The organism is Glaciimonas soli, assembly GCF_009497155.1.
Classification (GTDB): domain Bacteria; phylum Pseudomonadota; class Gammaproteobacteria; order Burkholderiales; family Burkholderiaceae_D; genus Glaciimonas; species Glaciimonas soli.
Genome location: NZ_WINI01000006.1, coordinates 24,234 through 40,163, shown reverse-complemented (window position 1 = coordinate 40,163; position 15,930 = coordinate 24,234). Strand labels below are relative to the sequence as shown.

16 protein-coding genes and 3 pseudogenes are annotated in these 15,930 nt (G+C 48.7%); 5 read left to right on the top strand and 14 right to left on the bottom strand.

Translation table 11 applies throughout. The annotated features are described in order from the left end of the window. The first annotated feature begins 175 nt into the window (after nucleotides 1-175). From GEV47_RS11360 to GEV47_RS11350, 3 genes are all read left to right on the top strand, one after another. Complete coding sequence (locus tag GEV47_RS11360) at nucleotides 176-1,108, top strand: IS5 family transposase (RefSeq protein WP_153234894.1); 933 nt, start codon at nucleotides 176-178, stop codon at nucleotides 1,106-1,108. Nucleotides 1,109-1,530: 422 nt separating this feature from the next. Further along, entirely contained in the window at nucleotides 1,531-2,994 is a 1,464-nt protein-coding gene (locus GEV47_RS11355) for a S41 family peptidase (RefSeq protein WP_407646234.1), read from the top strand. Between the two features lie 154 nt (nucleotides 2,995-3,148). Beyond that, nucleotides 3,149-4,114 (top strand): hypothetical protein, encoded by a 966-nt coding sequence (locus GEV47_RS11350; RefSeq protein WP_153234893.1) that lies wholly within the window; start codon nucleotides 3,149-3,151, stop codon nucleotides 4,112-4,114. Nucleotides 4,115-4,130: 16 nt separating this feature from the next. Here the strand turns inward: GEV47_RS11350 and GEV47_RS19545 are convergent. The 11 genes and pseudogenes from GEV47_RS19545 to GEV47_RS11295 all read right to left on the bottom strand — a co-directional run. Continuing rightward, nucleotides 4,131-4,262, bottom strand: a pseudogene (locus GEV47_RS19545) (ATP-binding protein); the annotation flags it as partial. 382 nt (nucleotides 4,263-4,644) lie between these two features. Beyond that, entirely contained in the window at nucleotides 4,645-5,241 is a 597-nt protein-coding gene (locus GEV47_RS11340) for a hypothetical protein (protein ID WP_228124676.1), read from the bottom strand. A 45-nt stretch (nucleotides 5,242-5,286) separates the two neighbouring features. Continuing rightward, nucleotides 5,287-5,445, bottom strand: coding sequence for a hypothetical protein (locus GEV47_RS11335; protein ID WP_153234892.1), 159 nt, complete (start codon nucleotides 5,443-5,445; stop codon nucleotides 5,287-5,289). A gap of 331 nt (nucleotides 5,446-5,776) precedes the next feature. Beyond that, nucleotides 5,777-5,989 (bottom strand): hypothetical protein, encoded by a 213-nt coding sequence (locus GEV47_RS11330; protein ID WP_153234891.1) that lies wholly within the window; start codon nucleotides 5,987-5,989, stop codon nucleotides 5,777-5,779. A gap of 252 nt (nucleotides 5,990-6,241) precedes the next feature. Next, complete coding sequence (locus GEV47_RS11325) at nucleotides 6,242-7,810, bottom strand: OmpA family protein (protein WP_194270653.1); 1,569 nt, start codon at nucleotides 7,808-7,810, stop codon at nucleotides 6,242-6,244. Between the two features lie 168 nt (nucleotides 7,811-7,978). Then, entirely contained in the window at nucleotides 7,979-8,224 is a 246-nt protein-coding gene (locus tag GEV47_RS11320) for a GlsB/YeaQ/YmgE family stress response membrane protein (protein WP_153234889.1), read from the bottom strand. A gap of 234 nt (nucleotides 8,225-8,458) precedes the next feature. After that, nucleotides 8,459-10,138, bottom strand: coding sequence for a SulP family inorganic anion transporter (locus GEV47_RS11315; RefSeq protein ID WP_407646233.1), 1,680 nt, complete (start codon nucleotides 10,136-10,138; stop codon nucleotides 8,459-8,461). Nucleotides 10,139-10,348: 210 nt separating this feature from the next. After that, nucleotides 10,349-10,534, bottom strand: coding sequence for a hypothetical protein (locus tag GEV47_RS11310; RefSeq protein WP_153234888.1), 186 nt, complete (start codon nucleotides 10,532-10,534; stop codon nucleotides 10,349-10,351). A 359-nt stretch (nucleotides 10,535-10,893) separates the two neighbouring features. Continuing rightward, nucleotides 10,894-11,172, bottom strand: a complete 279-nt coding sequence (locus GEV47_RS11305) for a hypothetical protein (protein WP_153234887.1) — start codon at nucleotides 11,170-11,172, stop codon at nucleotides 10,894-10,896. A gap of 101 nt (nucleotides 11,173-11,273) precedes the next feature. Next, nucleotides 11,274-11,864 carry a cytochrome P450 gene (locus GEV47_RS11300; RefSeq protein ID WP_228124675.1) on the bottom strand — a complete coding sequence of 197 codons (591 nt, stop codon included), beginning with the start codon at nucleotides 11,862-11,864 and terminating at the stop codon, nucleotides 11,274-11,276. Nucleotides 11,865-11,975: 111 nt separating this feature from the next. Further along, a pseudogene (locus GEV47_RS11295) lies at nucleotides 11,976-12,260 on the bottom strand (biotin synthase BioB); the annotation flags it as partial. 66 nt (nucleotides 12,261-12,326) lie between these two features. Here GEV47_RS11295 and GEV47_RS11290 point away from each other — a divergent pair. Next, nucleotides 12,327-13,259 carry an IS5 family transposase gene (locus GEV47_RS11290; protein WP_153234885.1) on the top strand — a complete coding sequence of 311 codons (933 nt, stop codon included), beginning with the start codon at nucleotides 12,327-12,329 and terminating at the stop codon, nucleotides 13,257-13,259. Between the two features lie 338 nt (nucleotides 13,260-13,597). Here GEV47_RS11290 and GEV47_RS11285 read toward each other — a convergent pair whose 3' ends face one another. Both GEV47_RS11285 and GEV47_RS11280 read right to left on the bottom strand, forming a co-directional pair. Further along, nucleotides 13,598-14,623, bottom strand: a complete 1,026-nt coding sequence (locus tag GEV47_RS11285) for an IS110 family RNA-guided transposase (protein ID WP_153234884.1) — start codon at nucleotides 14,621-14,623, stop codon at nucleotides 13,598-13,600. Nucleotides 14,624-14,756: 133 nt separating this feature from the next. Further along, the gene (locus GEV47_RS11280) at nucleotides 14,757-14,918 is read right to left on the bottom strand and encodes a phage virion morphogenesis protein (protein WP_153234883.1); all 162 of its coding nucleotides are present in this window, start codon (nucleotides 14,916-14,918) and stop codon (nucleotides 14,757-14,759) included. Nucleotides 14,919-15,232: 314 nt separating this feature from the next. On the opposite strand from GEV47_RS11280, the gene GEV47_RS11275 reads away from it, so the two are divergent. Continuing rightward, nucleotides 15,233-15,541, top strand: a complete 309-nt coding sequence (locus GEV47_RS11275) for a transposase (RefSeq protein ID WP_194270652.1) — start codon at nucleotides 15,233-15,235, stop codon at nucleotides 15,539-15,541. A 113-nt stretch (nucleotides 15,542-15,654) separates the two neighbouring features. Here GEV47_RS11275 and GEV47_RS19860 read toward each other — a convergent pair. After that, a pseudogene (locus GEV47_RS19860) lies at nucleotides 15,655-15,750 on the bottom strand (phage virion morphogenesis protein); the annotation flags it as partial. Between the last annotated feature and the right edge of the window lie 180 nt (nucleotides 15,751-15,930).

Below are 15,930 nucleotides of genomic sequence, written 5' to 3'. Positions count from 1 at the left end.
AAATCGCTATGGTCACGCTTACGCAGAGATTGTGGTGCTGCTCAGTAGGAGTCGATGACACGTCAATATATTTGACCAGTTAATTCACCCAATAACGGAATCTATTTGTCATGGCTTTGTTACACAAATCGCAGCTTAGCCTGACGAATTCTACTGAGATGCGTAAACTGCAAGAATGACAAAACCTGCTCCCGCGAAATGCCGTACGACCAACTGGAAACAATACAACGCTGCATTAAAAAATCGCGGCTCCTTGCATGTGTGGCTAGACAACAATATGCAATGGCATGGTCAGCCCTCAGGTTGTCGTGGTCGGGTACAACAATTTAGTGATACCGCTATCCAATTTGGCCTGACAATCAAAGGACTATTTGGTCTGGCACTGCGACAGGCAATTGGTTTTATACAAAGTCTTTTGCAGTTAGCCAAATTGGATTGGGAAGTCCCAGATTACAGCACAGTATGCCGACGGCAGAAACATTTAACCGTCATCATCCCGCGTCACAGCAGTCGAAATGGATTGCATTTATTAGTCGATAACACCGGTATCAAAATGCTGGGCGAAGGTGAATGGAAAACCAAGAAACACGGGGCTGACTATAGACGACAATGGCGTAAAGTGCATCTGGGCATTGATGCCGAAACGATGGCAATACGCGCGATAGAAATTACCGATAACAGTGTTGGTGATGCTCCCATGTTGCCAGAGTTACTCAAACAAATCCCAGTGAGCGAAACCATCTGGGCTGTCAGTGGCGATGGTGCTTATGACACCAAAGGCTGTCACACTGCGATTGCGGCACGTGGCGCTGCAGCGGTCATCCCTACGCGTAAGAATGCGCAGTATTGGAAAGAAAATATGACAGGTGCCAAAGCGAGAAATGAAACCTTACGGGCCACACGCTATTTAGGCAGAACGCTGTGGAAAAAGTGGAGTGGCTACCACCTCCGTAGCTTGGTTGAAACCAAAATTCGTTGCTTCAAATTATTGGGCGAACTTGTGATGGCTAGAGAATTTGATCGTCAGGTAGCAGAGCTGAAAGTGCGTGTAGCTATCCTTAATCGCTTCACGCGATTAGGGACACCTGACACCATCCGTGTGTCCTGAGTTTGTGGGGTAAGGGGATGTTGTAGTCAGCTTTTGATTTGTGCAACAAAGCCTCGTAGAGCACCAGCCAGCTTAAATTGATCGTTTAAATTAACATTAAAAAATAAAATGAGTGTTGATCTGATTCATTTGCATGTGCAGACGCTCGGTAGTATAGGCTCGATAGATTACCGGATGGTGGAAGAATCGTGGATGCTATGTGTTTATACTACTGATAATTAACCTTTGTCAGTCAAGTGATCGGGACGATTTAATTGAAAAATGAGCTCACTCAAATACCCTCTCTGTATTGGGAGGGTTCTCTATATATTTCTGGAATTAAGCCGGTAATACCCAGTGCTTCCGTTAGAAAACTAGCGCAGAAGGCAGAAAATGGGCTACTTCCACAGATATTTGATAGTTCCATACCGTTTACAGCTAATGTGATTGTTATTTTATTCACCGCATTTTTATTATTGGCATCTAGCCTTTGTTCGCAGGCGCAGGCCGCAGTGGTCTCGCCGTGTCCGCCAGATTGGGAAGCCCAAATTTGTGAACTAAAATCGGTAGTGGAAGTGCTCAAGAAAGAGCATCTGACCGAGATCGATATGTCGGCGTTTCTCGACGAGACTATCCGGTTGGGCGTCAGAACATTACCCTACGCTAATTTTCGCAATGCCCAGGAACAGCAAGAACAGATAAAAAAAGACCAACGTACGCGCAACGGCACGCCCGGTATCGGCATCATCTTTGACACCTTGCCTGATGGTTTGCACATTGTCGACGTGGTACCCGACGGACCTGCCGCGCAAGCTGGCATACGTACCGGGGACACTGTGGTGGCAATGAACGGGAATAGCTTGATAGGCGTCGACAATGTCGAGATTTCCAAATATGCAAATGGAGAAGTCGGTGCGCCGCTCAAGATCACGCTGCTACGAGGTGTATCGAAGCAACGACTGGAACTCACTTTGGTACGCGCAATTATCAAGCTACGACCCGCGGTTGCCAAGATCATCGATGGTAACGTGCTATACACCCGACTTGCCAATTTCCCTGAACCCACCATTGGCGATTACATCAACGTGATACAAGTCGAGCGCAAAAAAAGACTGCCGATCAAGGCTGTGATTCTCGATTTGCGTCTCAATGGTGGCGGGGCACTTAACGCGGCAATTGGTATTACAGCGTTATTCACCGGCCGCAATAAGACCGCAATGGTGACACTGCAAAGAGACGACAAAACACAGCATCGCATCACCACCAATTGGCCCGACTATGAGCTGCCGGTGATGCAGGATCAGGATCCCTTGGCATCGTTGCAAGCTGATGATTGGTGGCGCAGTGTACCCCTCATCGTGCTGATTGACGGCCAAAGTGCCTCCGCTGCGGAGGCTACCGCGGCTGCGCTGAAGGATCTTGGTCGCGCCAAGCTGCTGGGCACACCCAGCTACGGTAAAGGCATGGCGCAAACTGGTGTCGGCATTCGCGACGACACCTATCTCGTCTGGACTAATGCTCGCAATTTTCGGCCAAACGGTTGTCCGATGGAAGGTTACGGCGTTATTCCAGACTGGATCGTGCCACCGCGTAAAGACGCCGATATTGAAGGCATTTTACTCAACCATCGGGAGGTCGACATTCCACGCCCTGCCTTTGCTGACATTGCCTCACCCGACCCATTCGCCAATGTGCGAAAGGAGCGCCAGCGTTTGCGCGACCAGCGAGATCTTTCCAATCTGGATAAAACCGGGAGCGTGCCTTTGCCACAAAAAGAATTCACCAGCAATAAGGATTGGCAATTGAAGCAGGCGCTCAATGCACTGGCAGGCAAGGCAGTACAAACGGTCAGCGTGAATCCGAGATTCATGCCACCTCGGCCGGTATGCATCAAACTCGACGAATAACATACTGGACTTCCCCAAATTGGGGGCTTTAATGGAATGGACGCCCCTTTCAATTAAGCGGGACATGCCCGCTATTTTGGCACTTTGATACCGTTTTGAAAGAGGGCATCCATTCCATTAAAGCCATACATAAGCTATAGAAAGAAATGAAGCCATGAGTTTATCAATCAAAACATTTCTTACTAAAAGTGCATTACTTTACGTCATGTCATGGAGCGCCATGGCGGCTCCACCACAAAATTTTATCTATAGTGACTATGGGAACCTCAGCGAAATTGATGCAATGATAAAGCGGCCAGAAATTGGTGGAGTGCAAGTTGTATATAGCTGGAAAGAGTTGGAGAAAGAAAAAGACAAATATGATTTTTCTGAAATCGAAAGAAACCTGACTTACCTCTCTTCCCTTAACAAGAAATTATTTATACAGATTCAAGATAGGTTTTTTGAACTATCCCACAAAAATGTACCTGCCTACTTGCTTCAGGATCCAATTTATAAAGGTGGCCTCGTACAGCAATATGACAATCCTGGTGAAAATAAACCTGTAGGCTATGGTTGGGTCGCGCAGCAGTGGAATCGCGCTGTACGACAACGCTATCAAAAACTCTTGCAAGCACTTGCTGAAAAATTTGATGGGCGTGTATTTGGTGTCAATCTTCCAGAAACTGCTATCGATCCCGATTTAAAACGAGATAAAACGGGGTTTAGTTGCGACAAATATTTTAAAGCCGAAATGGAAAACCTCGCCTTTGCCAGAAAAGCGTTTACACAATCGCATGTCGTCCAATATGTCAATTTCTGGCCATGTGAATGGGATAATGATCACAAATATATGTCGCGCTTGTTTGAGTTTGCCGAACAGAATCGCGTGGGTCTCGGAGGTCCGGATATTGTGCCCAATAAAAAGGGGCAGATGCATAATTCTTATCCATTTTTTAATCAATACAAAGGGAAACTGGACCTGGTTGCCATGGCGGTACAGGAACCGACACTCACCTATACGAATCCCAAAACCAAGAAACCGTTTACTCGTGCAGAATTCACAGAGTATGCAGAAAATTATTTGGGAGCGAATATCATTTTTTGGAGCACGTCGTCTCCGTGGCTAAAGCAGAAATAAAAGAATTTACTATCAATCAGCGTCCAATACTTCCCACTTTATCGCTATTGTGAGGGCGGTTTTTCCGCTGTTTATAATGATAAGAATCGTTCCCGGTTTCCAAGATGTCGCAATGATGGGTAACGCGATCGAGTAAGGCAGTCGTCACCAAGCACTACGTCGTGAGTAGAAGCGCCGTCGGTCATACCGAGCACGGTCTTCAGCGTATATAGCGGGCTGGGACAGTCCGAATGCGGACAGGCTTGATCGACTTGCTGCGTTGGTAGAGCCAGGCATAAGGGCTTTGTCCATAGTGTCAATTTTTTTTAAATAGAAAATGATTTTCTGAGTCGCCATCGCTGGATAACCGCATCGTATGATTGCGTCCCCGTTTTCTCGCTGTAGATTGCTCAAATCTCTTGACTATGATCAAAGCGCAGGTCCGCCTTGGGCCGGATCATGGCGAGTGACTGTCGCACACTATGCTGCACGTCATTCGTCAAGCGTCGCAGTAAATTTAATTACGCAATTTCATGAAATTTCCCACGGCTTTAGTGCGTCGGACAGTTGTCGGATAGCGAAGCCAGCCCTTGTTTATCAAGGCTAAACGACACGTTTTTCTTGCCGCTGCCATTTCCAATGCGCACCACATAGATGCTATCAAAATCGTCATCCTGCCAAACAGGGATCTTTGCCGCTTCATTTTTGTCGATGCTGGCTACCAATTCCTTCGCAATTTTCTGTGCCCAATGGTGCTCCCACGACACAAGCACCACCGCATTCTTGTAAGGCTGGGACAAAAGCGTAGATTGAAGTTTTGCGCTATTCGCAAAGCCAAATTGGACATTCACTGGTAAGCCTAGTCGAATAGCCGTAGGTTCAATCGTTGCCAAGGGTCTGACATAAGCGTACTGGGTTCCGAGATCATCCTTGAACTTGGCAGGGTTGGGAGCAAAAATGGCGTCAGGTTTTCCGAATTTTTTTATCAACACATCTGGTAGTGCAAGCGAACGATTCAACCCATGACAACTAAGCTGCCCGAGTCCCTTTTCTGGCTTTTCACCGTGTCGAATAAAAACAATCATTTCATCCGCTAGGGCGCTCGTGCCGGCAACGGTCAAAGTCAATACCAGTGCAAATTTTTTCACTCTTTTCCTCTCAATACGAACCACTCATTCATCTAATGCACCTCGCTACTGCTTCGCTGTTTCGCATGCATCTTCGATCACACGGCGGGCTTCAACTTTTTTGCGCTTGATGGCCGTATAAATTTCCATCGTTATCGGTACAGCGATCATCAATTCTTTGAGTGTGCCGACGTCGTTATCGCGGCTTTTCTGTAATCCAAACATATATGCTTCTACTCAGCAGTCTACTGTTTTATTTTTTCATAGAACATACATTTCGTATTCACTTTTGAAATTTGTGTGCGACTTACGAAAATCATAGCGTTAGCCACGAACAGGCATTAAACGCAAAGATCGGTGGGTGTATTCGTCATATTACGGAGCATGAGAACAACCAGAAATAGTCTCGTTGGATTGAACACTAATTTGACTTCGTTAAATGGAATGTTGTAGATGTAAAATTATCCGCGGCACGGTTCTTGCCATTTGTCGAGCAAGAGCGTGCGACGAAGCGAATAATGCAGACATAATCATGTCTGCATTATTCGTATTCGGATTACTTGACCATATGGCCGCCTTTATGATGCGAACCGTGTCCACCTACGATATGCATGCCATTGCGATGGTATGACTTGACATAATGACTGCCTTTTCCGTGCGGGCCATGACCACCAACGCGATGCATCCCCTTGTTTGACGCTTCTGCAGGACCCGCTGCAGCAAGCACCGATGTACCGGCAATTAAAATTGCCACAATGGTTTTATTCATTTTAAACATTCTTATCTCCCTAAAATCGCGCTAAATTGCGCCAATGCGACATGATTGCCTCAATTTAAAAATTTCATCATCCACAAAATCTTGACAGTTTCCTGATGCCCTTGGATTCCACGCCGTCATATTCATTCTCGGGATAAATCAAAGCAACAGGCGCGGGATTAGTTAAGCGTTGGTCAGTATTAATTGCAATTTGCCGAACCCAAACCTATTCCCGCACCAGCATCTTTTTGATGTCCCCTCAAATTATTTGTTTTCGACAAACTCAATCCGACGGTTCTGGAAGCGACCAGCAGCAGTATCGTTGTCGCCCACAGGTTTCGTGTCTCCGTATGCCTTGGTCGTGAATGCGGTAGCGGCAATGCCTTTGGACACAAAGAAATCGCGTACAGCATTGGCACGTGTTTGCGACAATTCCATATTGACCGCAGAAGACCCCGCATTATCGGTATGGCCGCCGATTTCCAGCTTTGCATCCTTGGCGCAATCCTTGATGGCCGTCACCGCTTTGCCAAACTCCAGGGCATCTTCCTTCGGAATGGCAAAGGAACCGGAAGCAAAATTAAATGCATAGATATTCATCGCTTTCACCACATCGGCCGTCGTGCAGGTACCTGGTTTGAGTGCAGTTAATGCATCCTCAAATTTTTTCTTGCTATCGGCCATGGCTTGAGACAGATCGAACTGGGAGACGGTGTAGGCACTACCAAAAAGGGTTTTGGTTTTATCCAGCAAGGCCAGCTTAGGATCGGTTGCCGCGCCGCCGATTTCAATGTTGTTGCCCTTGATCGTCAATTCGGCATTCGGCAATTTGATGGTAGGCAATAAATCAGGCAATTTGCCAACCCAGTCAGCAGGCTTGGTCGTCGCATCAACTTTAATGTCGGCGCTAACCGCATCGCCATAAACTTTTTTCAAGTCGTCCATAATCGCGGTTTTCTCAGCTTCGCTGCCTACGGTAGCAGCTACTGTGGTTTTACCATCTTTGTCGGTGGTCAACGACAGTACAGGAGACTTATCAGGTGCAGCGGAGACCGCAGCAGGTGGCGTTACCACCGGTGCCGGTGCTGGCGTCGATTCCTTATGGCAACCACGCATCAACAATAGCAATGCAGCCAGGGCTAACAACAGCCAGAGCCACCACAATTTGGCGAGGCCTGATTTTTTTTCGGGCGCTTTGCTAACGCTTGTACTTGGATGGGCGCCTTGTGGCATCTGCACATGAAAGGCCGACAACGTGTTTTTGAGTTTGCTGCCAATGCCGCTGAAGAATGCAGCCACGGTACCCAGACCTAATGCCGCCCACACGCTCTCAGGCAATTTCTCTTGGATGAATGGTATTTGGTGTTCGAGTGTGGAAACTAACGCATGCTGCCCATTCTTACTTGTTTGCAAGTGATTTTTGAGCAAACCAAACAGGGTGGCTGAGGCTACACACATCATCGATGTTACAGTGCTAATTCCCACACCAGTATGCTGAGCAACAGCATTTGTTACATCCCCGGCTTTGCCGCCGAGCAAGTGAATGGCGTGTTCCTCACCGATTTCTCCCAAGTTACTTAGGGATACTGGATTGTCGATGACGTTGGTCAAGTTAGCACCAATGTTAGGGTCAACTTTAGGTGACATGATGGCCGAATACAGCGTGCGAGCTCCCTCAGGCGTGTCGGCTTTTTTCACGACAGAGCCAATCAAGGTTGGTACCAAAGTATCAAAAACGGTCGTCGCTTTGCTGGCGTCAATCCCATAATGGGCGCTCATGCGCTCAATCACTCGGCCGCCCAGTGCGGTTTGCGTAAGTTGTAGTAGGTTCATACTCATCTCAAAATTTTCCAAAAAAGGGCGTTGCGTTATCTAAATTTGTGAATGCGGTATTGGTAACGGATTACTTGTTAGCACAACGCGTGCACCAACAAAATTAACCGGCCTCTGGTGCAATTTATGCGAGGCTTACCTATCCCTCGTTTGTGCTTTCAACACCACTTAGGCACTTTTGATCAGGCGCAGAATAAATAACAGGATCACAGCGCCCACGGTGGCAGTCACAATCGATGCCAACAGGCCATCGCCGATGTGAATCCCCAATACTCCAGACAACCAACCGCCGATGAAAGCACCGACGATACCAACGATGATGTCAACCAACACACCGAAGCCACCGCCTTTGACGACAACCCCTGCTAACCATCCTGCAATCGCGCCAACTATCAACCAAGTAATAAATCCCATGACATTTCCTTTTAAGTTTTTACATCTAAAATCGCACGACAAGCATAACGCGAGGGTCATCAAGAAATAATTACGAAATTGTTAAAAATAGATACAAACCAGGTGTGTTGTTTGAATTAAAAAATGACGCGCCAGACATGATTTCGCTGGGTGAAGCTTTTCGAGCTTGAAACTGCGCTGTCAATATTTTCCACCATGCACGGGTGTTTATTCTCTAGATTGGCTTGCGATTATTTAACTTGTAATTTGCTTATCTGCCAGCGTCAAATACACGGCCTCGGCAACGCTCAGGGCGCTGAGAGAGGCGGCCGGGAAGGCTGGCGCAACGGTGTTTTTCATGATGTCGAAAACCGGATCCTTGAGGCGTGCGAGCAGTAGCCGCAAGCCGCTGGCGCTGACGAAACTGAAAAAATCGTGCAGGCCTTCCAGGCTGGAACTGTCCAGATCGGGTGATTCTTCCAGACTGAGGATCACGGTGTGCAGCCCCGGCGCGGCGGCGATGGAACGGCGCGCCTGGCTCAGGATGCGTTCGGCGTTGGCGAAGAACAGCGGCTCATTGGGACGCAAAATGATGATGCCGGCTACCGGCTGGGCGGCGGGGTGGGTGCGCATGTTGACGAAGTCATGCGTATCGCCGAGCTGTCCGAGGACAGAAATGGTGGATTGCGAAAATTGCCTGAGCATCATGAAGATGCTGATCACGATCGACACCAGCAGGCCGTCCAGCACGCCTAGCAACAGCACGGCAATGACCGAGGCAATCACCACCAGGCGGTCGCGGCGCCACTGGAAGTAAGGACGGAACACCATCGGATTGAGGGTATGGCTGACCGCATGGATCACGATGGCCGCCAGCACCGGTTCCGGCGTCAGTGCAATCCCCGGTAGTAGGGTCAGCACGATCGCCAGCATCACCAGTGCCGCCAACCAGCCGGACAGGCGCGAAGTGGCACCGGCCGCTTCATTGGCGGAAGTCGCGGAATAGCCAGCGCCGACCGGCATGCCGTGAAACAGACCGGACAGCAGGTTGGAAGCGCCCAGCGCCAGCAGGTCGCGGTTGGGGGCCGTGGTGTCACCATGCTTGATGGCGAAGCTGCGGATCGAACCATACGATTCGGCGTACAGGATCATGCTCATGGCAAAGCCCAGTTCGCCGAGGCGCAGCCAGTCGGCGCGCGACAGCATGGGCAAGGTTGGCATGGCCAACTGCAGATGGATACTGCCGACCAGGCCGACGCCGTATTGCTGCAGATTGAGCCATTGGCCGGCAGCGACGCCGATGACGATCACCAACAAGGCGCCCGGCACCCGCCGCAGCCGCGCAAACAGGAACAGCAAGGCCAGCGCTGCCGCCATGACGGCGACGCTGACCCAGTTCCAGTGGCCGGCCTGGGCCAGCATTTCCGGAATGAAGCGAGTCATGTCGCTATGCACGGGATGGACGTCGACCACGCTGGCGATCTGCTTGACAATGATGACAATGGCCAGGCCGAAGGCAAAGCCGCGCAGCACCGGTTTGGCAATGAAGTCAGTGACGCTGCCCATGCGCGCCAGTCCCGCCAGCAGAAAAAACAGGCCGGTGATCATCACCAGGCCGATCGCCAGCGTCATGCGCAAGCCGATGTCGCCATTCGCCATGGAGGCGGTGGCCGCCGCCAGCACTGCTGCGGAGGACGAGGTGGCGGAGACGATCGCAAAGCGACTGCTACCGAACAGGCCGTAGCACAGCAGGCCGGCGAACAGTGCAATTACGCCGGTTTGCGGTGGCAGGTTGGCGATGCTGGAATAGGCGACGGCTTCGGGCAGCAACAGGCCTGCAATCGACAGGCCGGCAATTAAATCCGCCAGATACATCCTTTGGACGGGTTGTGGTGATACAGGCAGATCGGCTTGTTGTAATTTTGAAGGTGACATGCATCATCCCAATTGTCATTTAGTGCTATGGATTTATATACCGTTTTCACGGAGGAACAGGTATTTACGACGCAGCACTTAGACGCATATTTTTGGTTCTGGAAATCAGGTACCCGCTACGTATGCTCAGATAGGCTACAGGTGGAGGTACACCTGAATTCATCCTTATTTTGCTTGGAACTCAATGGAATACGCGACCTCATGTCGCACTTAAAGCGTCCAGTCGAATGTCGCACGGCGTTCCTTTGCCGCTTCTACTACATCTTCGATCATGCGACGCGTTTCGACTTTCTTTCGTTTGATGGCTGCGTAATCCTCCTCCATCGTCATGGTGATGACCGTTAGTTCATTAAGGTTGGATGTACCACTAGTGTCATTTTTATCAAATTTGGTCATAGACAAGATCCGCAAAATAATTTTATTTAATCAGTACATTTGCCGCATGACGGCGATTTTTTGAGGGCATCTGAGCTCTTCACTACAGTGCACAAGTCAACATAGCTAATCGCATTCCGTACTACGAATTCTTGACTCCTATACTTCACTGCATATCCGTCCAACAGCACAGCTTCTATGAACAAGCGACTATCTTTGCAATGAATGCCAGGAACATTGTGTCCTTCGATCAAGGGCTCCAGTATTTGCCACTGATCGTCACGTAAATTCATTTGGTCTTTCTGGGTTTAATCAAATATGGCAAAACAGCGATGCTAATGAAATGAACGATGCATACACACATGAGCCGGAAGATGACATTAGTTGATGATCACGTCCGAAGCCGCGTACTGCAGTGTTCTTCTATAATCAGTCAAGCTCGCATGCGTAAAATTGGCCAATTTATTTAGCCGATCTTTGAGTGCTAATAGATTCGCACGTGATTCATCAGTTTTGATCATTGAATAGTAATGACGAACTTCATTGATAGTAATTTGAACAGCTAGTTCGACGTTATCATCATAGAGAGCCAATGCGGCGAGCGTTTGAATTTTATTGATACACTCATCAATTAAGTTGCTTTCGCGTTGAACATCCATTTTGAATTCCAAAAATCAGTGTAATGCCGGAAACTCCACATCAATCTTAGTGAACGGTCCGCTACCTGTCTATCGTTCGAGATGGTATTTCACAAAAGTTATCAAATAGCGTTGTACAGCGGTACATGAGCCTGGGCATAAATCTGGGTTAGGAAAGACGGTTTGACGATGGGCGGCGAACACGTCACGGTGGTTGATGATTCATGGATGATCATTGACTTGAACGAAACCAAAATATGTCCCCTGGAGCAACTACGTGGGGCCTCGACGGCACCGAGACTCTGGAATTCACGGCATGCAATAAAATCGGCATGATCGGACGCGTTGACTCCGAGCATATCGGCAATCACCATCGCAGGTAAGGGGCGTGCGAAGTCGCGAATGAAATCCATCTCGTCATTAGCATCAAGGCTGTCGAGCAACCGATCCACGATAAGTTGGACACGCGACCCCATTGATTGAAGAGCTGCGGGCTTGAAGCCTGCATTCATCACCTGGCGCAGACGGGTATGCTGCGATCCGTCAAGAAAGATCAACGATCTGGAAAGAATTCGTTTGAATTCGCGCAACTCCGCGCGTGCTCCCGGCCCACTGCCATTGATCCATCGGCTTGCTCGCTGAACCGAAAAATTGGGATCGCGCAGCACGTTGGCGACATCCGCGTAGTTCGTCAGCAGCCACGCCCTCCACAAAACTCCTTGCTCCAATGAAGGGAGTCTGCCGCACGCAACGCATGGTAGGTCGGATAGGGATCATCTAAGAAGGCCGGATTGATGAGGGTTGTATCCATTATCTTCTCAACATTACGATGTCGGTTTACAGTCCACATCGACTGCACCGACGCGGGTACGCAAGCCCAGTTTGGCGAGCAGCGCACGGTCGTCTTCGGCATCGGGGTTGCCGGTAGTTAGCAATTTGTCGCCATAAAAGATCGAATTGGCACCGGCCAGAAAACACAGTGCCTGCACCGCTTCACCCATTTGACGTCGTCCGGCCGACAGGCGCACCCGTGCCTTCGGCATCGTGATCCGGGCCACCGCGATGGTGCGTACGAACTCAAACGGATCGAGCGCCGCGGTGCCATACAGCTGGGCTTTGTTGCACAAATCGGATTTCATAATGACGAATTTGATCTTGATGCGTAAACTGATGACATGACAAAACCTGCTCCTACCAAATATCGTACGACCAACTGGAAACAATACAACGCTGCATTAAAAAATCGCGGTTCATTGCATGTATGGTTAGACAACAATATGCAATGGCATGGTCAAGCAGAAGGCAAACGTGGTCGCATACAAAAATTTAGCGATGCGGCGATTCAGTTTTGTTTGACGATCAAAGGGCTATTTGGTCTAGCATTGCGACAGGCAATTGGTTTTGTACAAAGCCTTTTACAGCTGGCCAAATTGGATTGGCAAGTACCAGATTACAGCACGGTATGTCGGCGACAAAAACATTTAACTGTAGTCATTCCGCGTCGCAGCAGTGGAGGTGGCTTACATTTATTAGTCGATAGTACTGGCATCAAAATGCTGGGTGAAGGCGAATGGAAAACCAAGAAGCACGGCACTGAATATAGACGGCAATGGCGTAAAGTGCATCTGGGCATTGATGCTCAAACGATGGAAATACGCGCGATAGAAATTACCGATAACGGTGTTGGTGATGCACCTATGTTACCGGAATTACTCAAACAAATCCCAGTGAGCGAAACCATCTGGGCTGTCAGTGGTGATGGCGCTTATGACATCAAAGGCTGCCATGCCGCGATTGCGACTCGCAATGCTGCAGCGGTCATACCTACGCGCAAGAATGCGCAGTGTTGGAAAGAGAATAAGGCAGGTGCTAAAGCACGAAATGAAACCTTACGCGCTACGCGATATTTGGGTCGAACGTTGTGGAAAAAATGGAGCGGCTATCACCGCCGTAGTCTGGTTGAAACTAAAATGCGTTGTTTCAAATTATTGGGTGAGCGCGTGATGGCCAGAGAGCTTGAACGTCAGGTAGCAGAGCTGCAAGTGCGTGTAGCTATCCTCAATCGCTTCACGCGATTAGGTACGCCTGACACCATTCGTGTGTCCTGAGTTTGTGGGTATGGGGATATTGCGGATAGCTTTTGATTTGTGCAACATATACGGACGCCCTCAGTTTGCCAAGCCTTAAATCGGTGAATAGCAGAAAGGAAAGATTGCGGCCATATATCCGGACTTTATATGAGAAATATTTCTCTGTCCCTGATGGAATTTGCTGGTCGAGTCCTTATCAAAGCGGCGCGCTCAAAGCGCATGTTGCACATCAGGTTTTCTCAACCACGGTCTAACCAATTTTGCCATCACGTCATTCTTGCCTGCGCAACCGGTGTGAGTTCTCCTCTTTACGTCATCATTGTTGTGGCGATAAATCGTTATCTCAGCCGTCCTGATTATGCTGCAACAGCAGGAACATAATCAGGACGGAATCGTTGTTCTTGTTGCGTCAATAGCACCCACACAATGCGTGCATTCTTATTTGCCAGCGCTACGGCGGCCACATTCTTGTTCTTACGCGCGAGCAGTTTGTTAATCCAACAGTTCGAGGGCTTACTATCGGCAAAGCGGATCACCGCACGCGCGCCGTGAATCAGTAGTGTGCGTAGATACGTGTCGCCACGCTTGCTGATGCCCAGTAGCACCGACTTGCCACCACTAGAATGCTGTCTTGGTACTAATCCCAGCCATGCCGCTAGCTGGCGACCATTTTTGAAATTCTTGGCATCACCTATCGACGCTAATAAGGCTGTCGCGGTAATGGGACCAATTCCAGGAATTTCCGTCAGCTTACGACTGACCTCTGATTCTCGATGCCATTGCTCGATGTTGGCATCCATCTCATCTATCTGCTGATCCAACCCTTTTAGCTGGTCATACAAACGTTGCAACAAATGACGGAAACTGCCAGGAAGGTCCGTTCTTTCCATTATCTCTGGAAGTCGCTTGGCAATACTTGTTCTACCCGGTGCAATAATGACACCGAACTCAGAGAGCAACCCACGAATCTGATTACATTGCGCTGTTCGTGCTCTAACAAAGCCTTGACGTACCCGATGTAATGACAATACTGCTTGCTGCAACTCTGTCTTGATCGGAACAAAACGCATATTAGGCCGGCTAACCGCTTCGCAGATGGCTTCTGCATCGGCAACATCATTTTTATTCGTCTTCACGTAGGGTTTAACAAATTGTGGTGCCATCAATTTGACGGTATGTCCCATCTCTACTAGCTTGCGTGCCCAATAATGCGCACTGCCGCAAGCTTCCATCCCGATCAAACACGGTTCCAATTTGATAAAAAATTCCAGCATCCTGGAGCGATCTAACTTCTTGCGCAATACCGTTTTGCCATGACTATCTACGCCATGAATCTGAAAAACGGTTTTTGCTAAATCGATGCCTATCGTAGTAATCTTCATGATGGACGCTCCTTTCAGTTAAGCGAGATATTCCCGCTATTTTGGCACTTCGATGCCGTTTTGAAAGAGGGCGTCCATTCCATTAAAGCCCTTTTATTATCCCAAAAAAATGATGCTTCAAATGGAGTGTCTATTAAAAATTTCCCAGATGGCGTAGCGGTGCATCTCGCATCAACGCTTGATCGGTAGCACTGAAACCAAGTAAAGGCCGGGCCGGGTAATGATACGCCGGCTTTTTTTGCGCCTTATCCGTTAATCCCTCTTGACGTACGCGGGCAAGGGATTGAATAGCCATGGCACATGCACGTAGGACGCCGCAGCTCGAAGCAGATTGGCATCGCCATTACTGCGACGACGATGTCGCCGATAAAAAATTGTTCTGCATGCTGATTGCCGGGACGACTACCAGAAGGAGCGGGAGGTGATCAGGCGCGCCGGGTGCTGACAATGGAATCGTTAACAATGGTGTCTTTGTGCGGTAAATGGCAATTAACATTAATTAACATATTGTCATCTATTTAAATGCGGACTACAATTTTCAGATCGAAGAACTGACTATACACATTGGTAGTAATGCCATTTCGCAACGAAATTATCGGACGGACTGATATGTTGAAATACAAAGGTCAAATGACGGATGAACAATGGCAGAAAGTGGATCTGATGTTGTCGGAAGTAATCGAAATAAATTATCACCAGAATGGTGCGCGTCTGTTCATGGATGCCGTAGTGTGGGTAGTAGTGAATCACGCTGCATGGCGTCAAATGCCGAAGCAATATGGGGCATGGAGAAGCATTTACATACGTTTCTATCGTTGGAGCAACCAGAAAATCTGGCATAGCCTGGCGCAACAATTCGTCAATGATCAAGAGCTAGGGAGTTTATTAGGCCGGATTGTTGAGCGTTGCGATACATAGCCTGGCGCAACAATTCGTCAATAATCAAGAGCTAGGGAGTTTATTAGGCCGGATTGTTGAGCGTTGCGATACTTTTAATATCCGAAAAAATGATGCTTCAAATGAAGTGTCTATTAAAAATTTCCCAGATGGCGTAGCAGTGCATCTCGCGTCGACGCTTGATTGGTTGCACTGAAACCAAGTAAAGGCCGGGCCGGGTAATGATGCGCCGTTTTTTTTTTGCGAGCTTATTCGTTAATCCCTCCTGATATACGCTGGCAAGGGATTGAATAGCCATGGCACATGCACGTAAGAGGCCGCAGCTCGAAGCAGATTGGCATTGCCATTACTGCGACGACGATGTCGCCGATAGAAAATTGTTCTGCATACTGATTGCCGGGACGACTACC